This window comes from Streptomyces sp. HUAS TT11, assembly GCF_051553595.1.
Classification (GTDB): Bacteria; Actinomycetota; Actinomycetes; order Streptomycetales; family Streptomycetaceae; genus Streptomyces.
In genome coordinates this window covers 5,951,887-5,966,354 of sequence record NZ_CP196184.1, presented here as the reverse complement: position 1 = coordinate 5,966,354, position 14,468 = coordinate 5,951,887, and the positions used below count along the sequence as shown (strand labels likewise).

The window sequence follows — 14,468 nt, the reverse complement described above, 5'->3', positions numbered from 1 at the left end:
TCACTGACCTGCGGCGCCTGTTGTTGCGGGCGTAGCTCAATGGTAGAGCCCTAGTCTTCCAAACTAGCTACGCGGGTTCGATTCCCGTCGCCCGCTCTTTCGGCTCAGGGCCAGGTCAGAGGGTCAATCCTCCGCCTGGCCCTCGGCTTTTGCGGGGGTTGTGATCAGTTCGCCGTGTCCCCCGCGTGCCCCTTCGGCTCTGGAATCTTGCCGCGCGCGTGCCGCCCTTGTCGACAAGACCGCTCACGGCATCAGCAGTCAGCCGGCCCGTTCGGCACTCGCACATACTGATGGATCAACGCAGCCGGGCACTGCTGGTGGCCCATGCGCGCCATCAGTTCGCGCGCACCGGCACCGGGAACAGCAGACAGTCGAGCGCAGCGACGCGAAACCCGGCACGCGAGGGCGTTCCCCCGTGTTGCCGCCGCCCGCTGCATCGTCGCCGGGGTCGATCACCGGGTGTTCCACGTAGCGGTTCGCGAGGAGCGTCGCTTGCCCGGACACGGCAGGGAACACGGCTGAGGCCGGGGCTGCCGCGCCGTACCAACGCCATGATCGGTTCGCCGCCCCGCCGGTCGCTGCCACCGCTGCGCCCGGCCACTCCGTCCTTGGGACTCAACCGGCCTCGGCTGTCGGTGGCAGTCGAAGCGCCAGTCCCACGGAAGGCCCGGGCACCGGCGGCAATGGAAGAAGGAGACGCCGCCGCAGTCGCCCAGCTGTATGTCGCCGGTGATGGTCAGAAGATGCTCCATGCGGTGTCCGTTCTCGCAGCCCGGCCAGTCTGCAGGCTGCGTCCAGGCGGGCCGGCCGCCGACCTTCGTCCCGATGATGTTGGAGTCGGGTGGCCGCATGGAGCCACCCGTCGGCGAGCGGAGACGAGGCTCCCAGGTCTCCCACATGTCCTTGGGCAGATCAAGCCACCGTGGACAGTCCTCCGCGGTGGTCGGGGACAACGTGGACGGTTCCGGCATGTTGTCCTCGTCGTACTCCCCCTCGCTCACCTCGGGGATCTCGGACAGCAGCCCGCCGGCCACGACCTCCGCCTCGTTGCGCCAGTACAGCTGCGGCATCACCGACCCGGGATCCTGCTCATGTATCAGCGCGCACCACACCAGCTGCAGCAGATCCTCGCCCTCCGGGAACTCCAACCCCGGCACATCCCGAGCGAACAGCTGGAGGATCGGCACCATCGGCACCGCGCCCGGGACGATCTCGGTGTGGTTGCGCAGGTCGGACCCGTACGTCCAGTGGTCCTCCTGCGCGCAGTACGGCCACGGCTCGTCCGCGGGCCACAGCAGCTTGCCCCCCAGCGAGCTCTCCCGCACGCCGGGGTCGCCGGGTTCCGGGGTGAGGAGGGTGGTTTCCCGGGCAAGGCCCGCGTACTCCGGTATCAGGGTGCGCAGATCCTTCGCGGGCAGCTCGGGTGCATCTCCGGGCATCGTGGCTCCTCAGGCCTACAAAGATCGGCGGAACGCTGCGGGCACGTCAGTCCGTCGGATTCCGCTCTTGCTTGTGTGCCTGTTCCGCGACCGCACCCGCAGCCCGGCCGACCGGACGCTCGCGCTCGGCCCGGCCGACCGGTGGCTCGGCGTCGCGCGAGTGGTGCTGTGGCCCACCCCCGGCCGGAGGTCCCGGCGGCCGGGGGACGGGGTCGCGAGGGGACCGGCTGTCGGTGCCGGCTGGAAGACTGCCCGTATGGTCGAACCGAACCCGAAAGCGGACCTCCTGCGCTACCTGCAGGACGCCCGTGAGGCCCTGCTGTGGAAGCTGGACGGGCTTTCCGAGTACGACGTCCGCCGGCCTCTCACACCGACCGGGACCAACTTGCTGGGGCTGGTCAAACACGTCGCCGGGGTGGAGCTGGGGTACCTCGGTGACACCTTCGGACGTCCGTACTTCGACCGGGAGCCTCCGCCCTGGTGGTACACGCAGGACGCCGAACCCAACGCGGACATGTGGGCCACCGCGGAGGAATCGCGCGAACAGATCGCGGGGCTGTACCGAAGGGCGTGGGAGCACTCCGACAACACGATCGGATCGCTGCCGCTGGACGCGATCGGACACGTCCCATGGTGGCCCGCAGAGCGACAAGAGGTGACACTGCACCACGTCGTCGTGCGGGTGATCGCCGACACCCACCGGCACGCCGGTCACGCCGACATCGTGCGCGAACTCGTCGACGGTTCCGTCGGCTGGTCGAAGGGCACCGGCAACATGCCCGCCGGTGATCCGACATGGTGGCAGGACTACCGGCACCGACTGGAGCGGGTGGCGCAGGAAGCCGACACCGACTGAACCCGTCAGGGGTGTCCCCACCTCGTAGGCCCCGTCGTCGCTCGGGCCGAGTCGTTCCCCCGTGTGCGACCGGGCGAGCGGCGCCCTGCGCCTTCGTACCGGACAAGTCGCCTCACGCGATGACCAGTTGTCCGCATGCACTGTCCGGATTCCGGCCGCCGATCAGGCGCCCCACTTCGACGACAAGACTTTCGAACGACTTCTCGGCCGTGTGGCAGCCGAGGCCGGGCTTTTCGTCGCCGCGCTTCTTCCGCTCTTCCTGAAGGCTGGACTCGACGCACCCGTCGAGCCACCCGCTGCGGCAGCCCCGAGTCGGCAGAACGTCGGAGGCCCCTACCGAACGTCGGCGGCCCGTACCGGCGGACCGCGACCGGGAGCGCCGGAGTGCCGCCCAACTCGACGGAATGCACGGCCGGATGGCCGACTGCCGCCGCTGCCGTACGTCCACGGCGCCGCCCGGCGGGACCGGCGTGCCCGCACGGACCGGCGCGCCGCCCGCAGGCACCGGCCCGAGAGGGCACCTCCGCCCCCCCTCACCCGGTCAGAAGTTGATCGAGTTGATGGTGTCCGCTATGGAGTTGAGGAACCGGTTTATGGACGGAGCCATGCCGGTCGAGGCGAGGAAGAAGCCGAAGAGGATGGCCACGATCGCCGGACCCGCCTTGATCGAGCCCCCTCGGATCAACACCACCAGGATGATCGCCAACAGCAGCACCACTGACAGCGAAATGGCCACAACTGATCACACCCTCGGTCCGTCCGCTACCCCGGCCCGGGGGCGCCTACCCCTGCGCACCCCCGCTGGAACCATCGTGCCACCAACAGGCCCCCCGTATGCGGCCCGTGAGTCATCGTCGGCCACCCCGGACGCACCCGCCGCCGGGACCGCACGGACGGGTGCGCGCGAACACGGCACTCCCGCACGGTTTTTCAAAGGCGATCGACAGGTATTCGACAGTGATCGTTTCAGTGTGCACACATCATGTTCGCAGGTAATTCGAAACCGTTGTCCGCCCCATCGGGTCGGACATTTCGCCAGAGTCGCCCTCGAGTGTTATGCACCTTTTAGTCGTGATGAATACGGACACAACGCCCCCATGTGGTAGGTAAATCGACACGGCGGCCGATGTGTGCAAGAACACGCCACAGCCACGCCGACTTTCGTGAATCCGGGGTACACGCAGGCGAAAGAAGGATTTACATCGAGGGTTTTACGAAATCCCACGGACAACGCTAGGGTGCCTCAGATGTTCCACGCTGCCTCGTCCTCCACAAGAGCAACAGGCCCGTCCTCGGCACCGCAGCCGGGTGCGCCGACCGCCCAGGCGCAGTCGGCGGCGCAGGTCGCACCGAGACCGCCCGCGCCCCAGCCCGGCAAGCCGCCGGCGAAGCAGCGTGACGCCTTCTTCGACAACGCCAAGTACCTGGCGATCGTGCTGGTGGCGATGGGCCACTCCTGGGAGCCCCTGAAGAGCGGCCACCGCACCCTCGAAGCGGCGTACATGTTCGTCTACGCCTTCCACATGCCGGCCTTCATCCTGATCTCCGGCTACTTCTCCCGCAATTTCGACATGCGCCCCGACCGGCTGAAGCGTCTGCTGACCGGTGTCGTCGTGCCGTACGTCGTGTTCGAGACGGGGTACGTCCTCTTCAAGCGCGCCATCGGCGGCGACCCCGACCTGACGATCAGCCTGCTCGACCCCTGGTACCTGACGTGGTTCCTCATCGCGCTGTTCATCTGGCGGTTGACGACCCCGATCTGGAAGGTGGTCCGGTGGCCCGTCCCGCTGGCGATCCTGATCGCCATGCTCGCCTCCGTGTCGCCGGACATCGGCGACGACCTCGACCTCCAGCGCGTGCTGCAGTTCCTGCCGTTCTTCGTCATCGGTCTGTCGCTGAAGCCCGAGCACTTCGAAGCACTGCGGGGCCGCACGGTACGCCTTGTGTCGGTGCCGGTGCTGGTCGCCGGGCTCGCCGTGGCGTGGTGGGCCGTACCGCGGATGAACGCGGCCTGGTTCTACCACCGTGACAGCGCACAGGAGCTGGGGATGCCCTGGTGGTGCGGGCCGGTGATGGTGCTCGCCCTGCTGGGCTGCTCCCTGCTCCTCACGGCCGGATTCTTCGCCTGGGTCCCGCGCCGGACGATGTGGTTCACCACGCTGGGCGCGGGCACGCTGTACGGCTATCTGCTGCACGGCTTCTTCGTGAAGGCCGCGGACTACCGGGGCTGGTACGACCACACGTGGTTGCACCGGCCGCTCGGTGAGGTGTCCGTGACGCTCGCCGCGGGTGTCCTGGTGACGGCGCTGTGCTCGCCGCCGGTGCGCAAGGCCTTCCGCTTCGTCATGGAGCCCGAGATGGCGTGGGCGTTCAAGCGGGACGCGGCGACGCTCGCACGCGAGCGGGCCAAGGCCTGAGGCGCGGACCGAGCGCACCTCCCGCTCGCCGTGGGCAGCGCCGGCCGGTCGTCGGCCCCGCGCACCCGGTGGAGCGAGACGCTGTCAGGGCCCCGGTGTCCCGCGCGGGACGCCGGGGCCCTCGTCGTCACGCACCCTTGAGATGCCGCATCAGACGTTCGAAGTCCGTCCAGCCGGACAGGTCCCCCGGATCCCCCGGAAGCGGGTAGTAGAGCGCGGGGCGGGTCCGGGGTCCGAGCGGGACCGGGGCCTCGGCGAGGGGCGTGCGGCGGGCGCGGTCGCCCGGCATCGTCCGCACCTCCTCCGCCCCCAGGACGAAGGCGAACGGGACGCCCGGCCCCTCGAAGCGCGGCGGGACGGACAGGTCACGGCGGGCCTTGCGGATCTGGACCAGCATGGACTGGAGATCGTGCCGGGTGGCGAGCACCTCGGCCGCCCTGCGTACCGCGTCCGTCGGCACCTCCTCCGCCGGCCCGTAGCCGAACGCAAGCGTGACGTCCTCCTCGACCCCGGCCTTCGTACGGGTGATCCGCACCGTCGCGAGCCCGGGCCGTTCCGGGGTGCCGACCACGACCAGCCAGGTGGGAGCCGGTGACCGCTCGTGCGCCACGTCCGTCAACTGCCGCAGCGACCAGGGGAGGTTGGCCGGTTCCTCGGTGCCCCAGCCGGCCGGGGGCTCGCCGGTGATCTCGCGCCATACGGATTCCAGCGCACCGCCGAGCACCAGACGGTCGTCGGCGGGGTGGACGGCCCGGAAGGAGAGCGCCAACTGCCGTTCGCCCGTGTCCTCGACATCCTTCCTGTACGCGTCCGCGACCGGCGTGCGCGGGTCCTGCGGAGTGGCGTCCGGAGACTCCACCGTCGCGAACAGGCCGTTGTTCCACTCCAGCACGGCTCCGGACAGACCGTCGTAGTATCCGTCCTTCTCGTCCTGCACGACCCAGCGCGAGGGCCATCCCGGAAGGCTGTTGCGGACGGCGGGCGAGAGGCGGGCGCCCGCGGGCGTGACGATCTGCAGGCCCAGTTCGGCGTCGGCGGCGGCCCGCAGGGCGTCCGAGAGCCAGGCCGTCATCGCGACCACCGGGCGGTCCTGGATCAGGACGGCGACCTTGTCGGTGAGCACGTCCACCGCGGGCTGCGCGGCGGCGGGAGTCGGTACCGCGCTCAGCCCGTCGGTATTCACCACGGCGAGCGACGTCGCGGCCTCCGGCGGCCAGGCGGTGCCCCCGACCAGCGACGCCAGACGGGCCGCGAAGGTGCCCGCCAGCCGCTCGGCCGACTCGACCCCGGTGGTGGCGCGGGCCTCGGTCCACCAGTACGGCACCTCCGGCTCGCTCGCGCCGAGCAGGCGCTGTGCCTCGCCCTTGACCTGGACGAGCAGTGGCGCCTCCACGGAGACCAGCGGGCGCCCCTGCTCGTCGCACAGCTGCACGACGGCACCGTCGCCCTCCACGCCGACCAGCGTGTCCGGGCCGCCGGAGAGCAGACCCGCGATCACGCTCAGCGGGTCGGGCATCTTCCGGGTCAGGGCGATGACGTCCTTGGTCATGAGGTCGGCCGCTCCTTCACGAGGGTCGGTTCGGATGTCGTACGGGTGCGCGATCGTGGACGCCCCAGGGGACCCGTCCGGTTCACCGGTCCTCCGCGTGCACGGTCTGGATCAGCCGGTTCGGCTCCCCCCGCCGCACCAGCACCCCACGGCCCGACGGCTGCTGAGTGGCGTACACGCCGGGGAAGAGCTGGCCCTCGCTGCGGTCGCCCGCCATCACCAGCGCCGACGCCCCTGACTCGCGCAGGCCCTGCAGCAGCGGCTCGTACAGACCGCGGGAGGCTCCCGCGACGCGGCGGGTGAGGACGAAGTGAAGGCCGATGTCCACCGCGGAGGGTATGTAGGGCAGGAAGGGGGCGAGCGGCTGCTGGCCCGCCGTGGTGAGGACGTCGTAGTCGTCGACGAGGATCACGATCCGCGGACCCGAACCCCAGCTGCCCGGCTCCAGGTCCTCCCCGTCCGCGTTCTCGTCGGGCAACCGCTTCTCCAGCTCGCCGGCGATACCGGCCGACAGGGCGCCGGCCAGCTTGGAGTTGTACGCGTAGCCGCCGCGGTACTCCTCGGGGATCGCACCGCGCAGCCCGCGCCGCGGGTCCATGATGCCGAAGACCAGCTCATCGTCGCTGTAGCGCTCGATGAGACCGTTCGCGACGACCTTGAGCAGATTGGTCTTGCCGCACTCGCTGTCACCCATGATCAGAAGGTGCTGGTCATGCTGGAACAGGTCGAGCATGACGGGCGCGAGACGGTTCTGGTCCAGGCCGATCGGCACCCGCCGCGGCTCGGCCGCGGGGCCCGGAAGCAGCCGCGGTTCCAGCACGTGCGGCAGCACGCGGACGGGCTGGGCCACGTCACCGCTCCAGGTGGCGCGGATCGAACGGGCCGTGCGTTCCAGGACCGCGCCGAGGTCGGCGGTGTCGGCGGCGCCGTCCGTGCGCGGCAGCGCGACCTGGGCGAAGAGCTTTCCGTCGGTGAGGACGCGGCCCTTCTCCTCCGGCGCGAGGGTCTCGGCCAGCTTGCGGTCGACACTGGACTCACTGGCGTCGTTCAGGCGCAGCTCGACGCGGGTGCCGAACTGGGACTGGGTGGCGATGCGCACGTCGTTCCAGCGGAGCATGCCGGCGACCACGTGGATGCCGTAACCGCCGCCCCGCTTGAGGATGTCGACGACCGCGTCGTCCAGCTCCTCGAAGTCGTCCCGCAGGGCGCCGAAGCCGTCGATGAGCAGCACGATCTCGGTGGAGGCCAGCTCCGGCAGACGGCCCGCCGCGCGCAGGTCGCGCAACTGCTCCAGCGAGTCGATGCTGTGGATGCGGAACAGTTCCTCACGCTGGTCGAGCATGCCGCGCACGGAGTCGATGGTGCGCGCGGCGCGCTCGCGGTCGGCGCGGCCCGCGACGCCGCCGACGTGCGGGAGCCCGGCCAGGGCCTGGAGGCCGCCGCCGACCAGGTCGAGGCCGTAGACACCGACCTCCTGCGGGGTGTGGGTCAGCGCAAGGGACAGCGCGAGGGTGCGCATGAGCGTCGTCTTGCCGGACTGCGGACCGCCGATGACCGCCGCGTGACCACCCGCGACCGTGAGGTCCAGGTACCACTGGCCCTGCCACTGCTTGGTCGGGTCGTCGAGGATGCCCATCGGCACCCGGAGCGGGCCGCGCCGCTTGCTGAGCTGCATTCCGCGCGCCCCGACCTCGACGGGCCCGGCGACCTTGTCGAGTGCCACGGCGTCGGGCAGCGGGGGCAGCCAGATCTGGCGTACGGAGCCGGCGCCCGCGTTCTCAATCTGCTGGACCATGACGCCCATCTCGGTCGGGCCGGTCTCGCGGCGCCGCATCTGCGGCTCCTCCGGACCCGAACTCTCCTGCCGGCCCAGCGTGTTGTACGCCTCGTACTCCAGGGCCAGCGGACCGGTGTCCTCCTCCTCGCGCTGCACGGGCCCGCGGTAGGCGCCGGAGACATAGCTCGCCTTGAACCGCTCGTAGTGGCTGGTGTCCACCTTGAGATAACCGAAGCCGGGCAGCGGCGGCAGATGGAAGGCGTCCGTGGTGTCCAGGACGGTGCGGGACTCGTCGGCGGAGAAGGTGCGCAGACCCAGCCGGTACGACAGATAGGTGTCCAGGCCCTTGAGCTTGCCGCCCTCGATGCGCTGGCTGGACAGCAGCAGATGCACTCCGATGGAGCGGCCGATCCGGCCGATGGACAGAAAGAGGTCGATGAAGTCCGGTTTGGCGGTGAGGAGTTCACCGAACTCGTCGATCACCACGAACAGGTGCGGCAGCGGCTCCAGATCGGGGCGCTTCTCGGCGCGCAGTGCGGCGTAGTGGCCGATGTCGGCGACGTTGCCCGCATCCTTGAGGACCTGCTGGCGGCGCTTGACCTCACCCGCGAGCGAGGCGTGTACGCGCTCCACCAGGCCCGCCTGGTTCTCCAGGTTGGTGATCACACCGGCCACGTGCGGGAGGTCGGCGAAGGGGGCGAAGGTGGCGCCGCCCTTGTAGTCGACGAGGACCAGGGAGAGGTCCTCCGGCGGGTGGGTGGCGACCAGTGCGAGCACGAGGGTGCGCAGCAGCTCGGACTTGCCGGAACCGGTGGCGCCCACACACAGGCCGTGCGGGCCCATGCCCAGTTCGGAGGACTCCTTCAGGTCGAGCAGGACCGGTTCACGGCTGTCGCTGATGCCGATGGGCACGCGCAGGAACGCGCGTTCGCCGCGCGGTGCCCACAATCGGTCGAGGTCCAGCCGGGCCACGTCCTCGATGCCGAGCAGCTCCGCGAAGTCGACCGGCCCGGTGAGCGGGGCGTCGACCATGGACTCGGCGGACAGCCGCATGGGGGCGAGCATCCGGGACAGGCCCTCCGCGAACGGGATGCCGACCTCGTCGACCGTGCCGTGCGCACTGATCGGCTCCGCCTCGCGCAGGTCCTCGATGTCGATCCGGGCGCCCTCCACGGTGATCCTGACCCCGACCTGGCCGGGCTCCTGGATCCGCTGGTCGAGCAGGTGCAGCACGGTGACGCCCATGTCCCGCAGGCCCACCGCGTCGTCGGGGCGGGGCAGGTCGACGGCGTCCTCGCCGTGCCCGTCGGTGACGACCAGCAGCCGGGAGGTCATGACGAGCGCGTCCTTGCCGGACAGACCGCGGCGCAGTTCGGCGGCGAAGGAGGCGCGGCGGCGTAGCTCCGGCCCGATCTGACGGGCCAGTTGAGGCAGCGAGGGGGCGATGCGGCGGGCGGCCACAGGGCCGTCGAACTGATCGGAGTCGAGCAGGTGCGGCAGCCACTTCGCCCACTCCCACTCCTCCAGCCGGTCACCGGGCACGGCGAGGGCCATGGCGACGTCGTCGGGGGCGTGGGTGGCGGCGGCCTGGACCAACAGGGCCCGGGCGACGCGCAGGGTGTCCTCACGGGCGCCGATGACGCTGATGTTGCCGACGCGGTCCAGCGGGACGGTGAGCGGGAGTTCGGTGCCGGTGCCGAACCGGGCCGTGAGCGCGGACGCCTCGTTCAGCATGAACTGGTCGGGTGGGGTGAGCACGGACGAACTCTGCTGACCGACCTTCAGATCCCGTACGGGCATCTCCCCGGTGCCGACGCGCACCCGCAGGAAGTCGCCGTCCACGCGCCGCCGCTCCCACAACCGGGCCGGGTCGCGGACTATGTCGTACAGCGCGTCCGGCGGCGGGTTGAGCACCTGGGCGGTCTCGCGCCGCTGCCGCTCCTCCCCGGACAGCTCCTCGCGCAGGTCCTCCAAGTACGCGAGGTACGCCTCGCGTTGGGTGCGGCGGGTGCGCTGGGCCTTGCCGCGCTGGGAGAACACGAGGGCCATGGAACCGGCGATGGTCACCACGAGGATGATCGCCCCGAGCCCCGCGAACTGGCTGTTGCGCACGACGGTCATCATCACGACGGACGACATGACGCCGGCGACGGGAAGCAGCGAGGTCGCGATCGAACCCGCCTTCCCCTCGGGCAGGTTGGGCGGCGCCTCGATGGTGCGCGGTTCCGGCGCCGCCGACGGCCGGGTGGTGCGGGCCGGGCGGTGGATCAGTCTGGTGCTCATCTGCCTGTTCCTCCCCCTGGTTTCAGCGGCGCTTCTGGGAGAGCTGGAAGACCTCCGCGGCCAGACGCGTGGCGGCCCGGCGGGTGTCGTGCGCGAGGAGTTCGGTGCGGATCGTGCCGCCGGCCGCCAGATGCCGGTCGTAGGGCAGTACGTGAACCCGGGCGCCGGTGGCCTTCAGCGTCCCGGCTGCCTTGTCCACGTCGAGCCCGGCGTGCGGGACCAGCTCGGTCAGCGTGACGACGGTCCCCTCGATGACATGCCGGGGCAGACCGCGCATCCACTCCAGTACGGCGTACGTGCTCGCGACGCCCTCCAGCGTGGCGGGCGCCGTGAGCACGCGGGCCTGGGAGGCGGACAGCGCGACGCGGGCGACCTCCGCGGGCAGGGTCTCGCAGTCGACGACCGTGACGCCGAAGTAGCGGCGCAGGGACACCATGACCCGCTCGTACGCCCTGGTGTCCAGCATCGCCCCGATCTGCCCCTGACTGCCGGGCAACAGCCATGCGTTGTCCGGGAGTTGGACGAGATAGCCGGTGACGTCGAACAGTGACATCTGCGGCTCCACGATGCTCGCGACATCGCCGGTGGTCCAGCGGAGCGTCTCGGCGCCGAGCCGCAGCGGCAGCGTGCCGAGGGCCGGGTCGGCCTCCACGATGAGCGTCGGATCGTGGCGGTAGTGCGCGTACGTGGTGCCGAGCAGCGCGGCGACGGTCGTCTTCCCGGCTCCGCCGCGGATGGAGGTGACGGCGATCTGACGGCCGGTGGTCACTGCCTGCTGGAGCACCTCGGCGGTGGCGGTGGCCCCGGCGACCTCACTCGCGGCGGAGGAGGAGACGGTGCGGCGCGCGGCACGCAGGGCGCGGGCGGTGAGGGGCTCGCCGTGGCGCGGCTTGAGACCGGCCCCGGCGAGCTGCTTGTCCATCACCGGGCGGGAATCCGGGGTGCGGACCTGCGGCCGGGGTTCCGCGGGCCGCTGGGCGGGGACCGGCTGGGGCTGCGCGGGGGCGCCCTGGTGGCCGGCGTGCGCCTGCACGGGTGCGGGCTGCTGGGGGTGACCCTGGCCCTGCGCGGGTGCGCCCTGCGGATGCGGCTGGGACTCCGGCTGCCCGGAGGCCCCCCGCAGGTCGCGCAGCACGTCGCTCTGCCAGTTCTCGCCGTTCGGCATGTCACCCTTCTCTCCTGTCCGCCCCGCCCCGGAGCGGCCGCACCATGTGTCAGAACTTGTTGAGCAGCTGTCCGTAGATGCCGAAGACGCCGACGGCGAGCGGGAACAGCCCGATCACACCGATCGACTCGATCAGATCGGCGATGCGCCGCAGTCGTACCTGAACGTGCTCCGGCGGCTGCACGGCGAGAACCAGCAGCGGCAGCACCGCCGCCGCACACAGCACCGCCAGCGGCCCGGCGCCCGTGGCGTGGTCCATCCACAGCACGACCAGGCGCAGGACCAGCAGCGCGGCCGCGGCGAACAGCGCGACCACCTCGGCCACCAGTGGGAAGGCCCGGGCCCGGGACAGCAGCACCACGGCGACCAGCGATGCGAGGGCCACGGTCCATGCGGTCGGCTCGGGCGCGGTGGTCAGCAGCCAGCCTCCGGCGGCGGCCGACGCGGCGGTGGCGATGGTCGCGAGGGCGAGTCCGCGGTGGGTGGCGGCGAGCGCGTTGCCGACCTGGTGGCGGCTGACCGAGACGCCTCCCGACCGGCGGTCGTCGAGCCCGGTCAGCCCGGAGGCCATGAGTGCGAACCGGGGCAGCAGCCCGAGCAGCACGACCGAGAGCACGGCCATCACGGCGCCGAGCTTGGCCGGGTGGTCCTGCACGGCGGCGACGGCCTCCCAGACGCCGGCGATGACGGCCGTGGCCCCCGCCCCGATGAGCCCTCCGCGGCCGAGCGGGGAGAGGAACGCGAGCAGTACGAGGGTCAGCACCAGCGCGGCGACGACACCGGCCAGCCGGGCCGTCCCGGGCCAGTCGTAGGCGTCGGCGGCGGTCCAGGCGGTGAGCAGCCCCAGCCCGCCGGACGCGAGCAGCAGGGCGGTGGCCAGGCCCTGGTTGCCGTCCCCGACCTTGGCGACGGCGGCGCCGGCGGCGAGGAGGACGAGCGTGGCGACCACGAGTCCCGCGGCAAGCGAGTGGAGGTCGAACTCACGGCGGGCCAGAACGGCCGAGGCCACCGCGAAGACGAACGTGGCCACACCGGCGCTGACCCTGCGGGCGGCCGGACGCCAGCGCCAGGCGCGCAGGTCGAGGTCGTCGGCCACCTGGTCCGTCACATCGTGCACGACGGGCGCGGGCGGTGCGGCGTGCGCGCGTACGAGCTGGAGCACGGCGCCGTCGGCGACCTCGGCCGAGGACAGTGTGGCGTCGTGCGGCAGCACCGAGCCGTCGGAGGTGACGAGTTGTCGCGTCATGGGGCGTGCGGCGGCCCGGTCGTCGAGCAACTGGAGGATGTCCGGGAGCAGTTGGCCGATCGGGGTGTCCGACGGCAGAACGATGTCGGCTCGCCGCCGCTCACCGACCAGGGTGACCCGGCTCAGCTGGGCCCGGGAAGTCGCTGCTGTGCTCACCACTTGCGGGAACCTACCATCGTGATGTTGTCCGAAACGGGGCTTCTATGAGGGGAGTCCGCGGCGTTCGAGCCCTCTGGCATGGTCATGCCCACTGCGGGCGCCCCCCTCACCTGTTCTCCGTGGCGTGACTCGTGCCGCCGGCGGTGGGCGTCGGGCTCCCGCTCGCACCGGACGGGTTGTACATCTGCTCCTGCTGCTGTTCCTGCTTCTTCTGCTCGGCCTTCTGCTTGGCCAGGGTGGCCTGGAGGAAGGACCAGCCGACGCATCCGGCGCACAGCACGGCGGCGATCGCGATGCCCGCGAAGAGCTTGCCGAGCCGCTCGTCCACCGTGCGCCGGCCGCGCTGGACGCCGAAGAGCAGCGCGTCACGCATCCGGCGGCGGCGTACCGCCACCGACTCCAGCAACTGGCTGTCGTAGTCCCGTGCCATCAGTCGTCCTGAGCCGTTCCGTGCCGTCCTGGATGGGGTGTGGTCACTTGAGGGGCCGTCAGTCGCCGGGACCGAGGCCCAGGTACGTCCGCATGGCGCTGTACTTGCGGGCGAGCCGCTCGGCGGTGGGGGCGTCGAGGGCGGTGAGCCGCTGTGGGTCGGCGTTGTGCGCGAGGTCGGCCGCCTTGACGAGCCGGGCGCCCGGGGTGGCGAGGATGCGCCCTGCGTACGCCTCCGGCTCTTCACCGGGGCGCTTGGTCACCGCCCTCACCACGTCCTTGGTCACCTGCGGCAACGCGGCCGCCGCCAGCCACCCGTCGTCGAGGACGCCGTCCTCGACGGAGTCGTGCAGCCAGGCGGCCGCGACGAGTTCGTCACCGCCCCCTCGGGCCCGTACGCCCTCGGCGACGGCCCGCAGATGCTCCGCGTACGGCCGCCCCGCCTTGTCCTGCTGCGCGGCGTGCGCGGCGCACGCGATGGCCTCGACCTCGCCCAGGCTCATGTACGCCTCTGATGACCGCGGTTCGTGCGGCATGAGCGGCATGGCAAGCTCCCCCTCACTTTGCCCCTGCAACATAAGGCATGGACGAGCGGTGAGTACACCCCGGGTGCGGTTGCGCACGCTTGGTGTGCACGCGGGGCAGGTGTGAGAGGGAGCCTAAGGTCCTCTAAAGCTCCTTCGCCTCGCCACGCGCCTGCAGCTGGGCAGGCTGGAGCGTCTGCCTTCAGCTTTGGTCCGCGAGAGCGGCGACGTCCGCTGAGGTTGAGGCCTCGGCCGAAGACCCGGAAACGACGTTTCCGATCCCCCCTGCGTTGGAACCCCGGGCCATCTCGGCCAGCACGGCCGTGGGCCGGATGCCGCGCTCCTTCGCTTCGTGGAGCCACGTGGCCCACAGGACGCCTTCGTTGAACGCGGGGGGTCCGCCAGCCTTTCGGGTGACCCAGCCTGCAGCATCGTCCTCGTCGTTCGCCCATACGTAACCGATCACTTGGCCATCGGCGTCGGCGACCTTGAGGTACTGAACTGGCTTGTCAGTGGTGGAGTTGTAGCGCGGAGGACCACCAGGCTCAACGTCGAACCGCAGGTCTTCGTTCAGACGCGGATTGACGGGTCGATCACTTGTCATGACGTGCACGTTCCTTCGTG

General features: G+C 71.0%; 11 protein-coding genes and 1 tRNA gene. 3 read left to right on the top strand and 9 right to left on the bottom strand.

Annotated features, from left to right (window positions below; all coding sequences use genetic code 11):
* Positions 1 to 25: 25 nt before the first annotated feature.
* Positions 26 to 96, top strand: a tRNA-Gly gene (locus tag ACSHXN_RS26625).
* A 356-nt stretch (positions 97 to 452) separates the two neighbouring features.
* Here the strand turns inward: ACSHXN_RS26625 and ACSHXN_RS26620 are convergent.
* Positions 453 to 1,439, bottom strand: a complete 987-nt coding sequence (locus tag ACSHXN_RS26620) for a DUF1963 domain-containing protein (protein WP_438303848.1) — start codon at positions 1,437 to 1,439, stop codon at positions 453 to 455.
* Between the two features lie 256 nt (positions 1,440 to 1,695).
* Between ACSHXN_RS26620 and ACSHXN_RS26615 the strand changes: the two genes are divergently transcribed.
* The gene (locus tag ACSHXN_RS26615; RefSeq protein WP_438303847.1) at positions 1,696 to 2,295 is read left to right on the top strand and encodes a DinB family protein; all 600 of its coding nucleotides are present in this window, start codon (positions 1,696 to 1,698) and stop codon (positions 2,293 to 2,295) included.
* A gap of 541 nt (positions 2,296 to 2,836) precedes the next feature.
* On the opposite strand, the gene ACSHXN_RS26610 is transcribed toward ACSHXN_RS26615, so the two are convergent.
* A complete protein-coding gene (locus ACSHXN_RS26610; RefSeq protein ID WP_059131620.1) occupies positions 2,837 to 3,031 on the bottom strand; it encodes a hypothetical protein in 195 nt (64 codons plus the stop codon).
* 511 nt (positions 3,032 to 3,542) lie between these two features.
* Here ACSHXN_RS26610 and ACSHXN_RS26605 point away from each other — a divergent pair.
* A complete protein-coding gene (locus ACSHXN_RS26605) occupies positions 3,543 to 4,712 on the top strand; it encodes an acyltransferase family protein (protein WP_355140828.1) in 1,170 nt (389 codons plus the stop codon).
* A gap of 127 nt (positions 4,713 to 4,839) precedes the next feature.
* Here ACSHXN_RS26605 and ACSHXN_RS26600 read toward each other — a convergent pair whose 3' ends face one another.
* From ACSHXN_RS26600 to ACSHXN_RS26570, 7 genes are all read right to left on the bottom strand, one after another.
* A complete protein-coding gene (locus ACSHXN_RS26600) occupies positions 4,840 to 6,261 on the bottom strand; it encodes a DUF6177 family protein (protein ID WP_438303845.1) in 1,422 nt (473 codons plus the stop codon).
* Positions 6,262 to 6,343: 82 nt separating this feature from the next.
* Complete coding sequence (gene eccCa / locus ACSHXN_RS26595; protein WP_438303844.1) at positions 6,344 to 10,321, bottom strand: type VII secretion protein EccCa; 3,978 nt, start codon at positions 10,319 to 10,321, stop codon at positions 6,344 to 6,346.
* A 22-nt stretch (positions 10,322 to 10,343) separates the two neighbouring features.
* On the bottom strand, positions 10,344 to 11,486 hold the full coding sequence (locus tag ACSHXN_RS26590; protein ID WP_355801325.1) for a MinD/ParA family ATP-binding protein: 1,143 nt from the start codon (positions 11,484 to 11,486) through the stop codon (positions 10,344 to 10,346).
* A 49-nt stretch (positions 11,487 to 11,535) separates the two neighbouring features.
* On the bottom strand, positions 11,536 to 12,891 hold the full coding sequence (gene eccD, locus ACSHXN_RS26585) for a type VII secretion integral membrane protein EccD (protein ID WP_438303842.1): 1,356 nt from the start codon (positions 12,889 to 12,891) through the stop codon (positions 11,536 to 11,538).
* A 106-nt stretch (positions 12,892 to 12,997) separates the two neighbouring features.
* Positions 12,998 to 13,321, bottom strand: a complete 324-nt coding sequence (locus ACSHXN_RS26580) for a hypothetical protein (protein WP_355140823.1) — start codon at positions 13,319 to 13,321, stop codon at positions 12,998 to 13,000.
* A 58-nt stretch (positions 13,322 to 13,379) separates the two neighbouring features.
* Complete coding sequence (locus tag ACSHXN_RS26575) at positions 13,380 to 13,856, bottom strand: HD domain-containing protein (protein ID WP_438306503.1); 477 nt, start codon at positions 13,854 to 13,856, stop codon at positions 13,380 to 13,382.
* A gap of 190 nt (positions 13,857 to 14,046) precedes the next feature.
* Positions 14,047 to 14,448, bottom strand: coding sequence for a hypothetical protein (locus ACSHXN_RS26570; protein WP_403851134.1), 402 nt, complete (start codon positions 14,446 to 14,448; stop codon positions 14,047 to 14,049).
* Positions 14,449 to 14,468 lie beyond the last annotated feature (20 nt).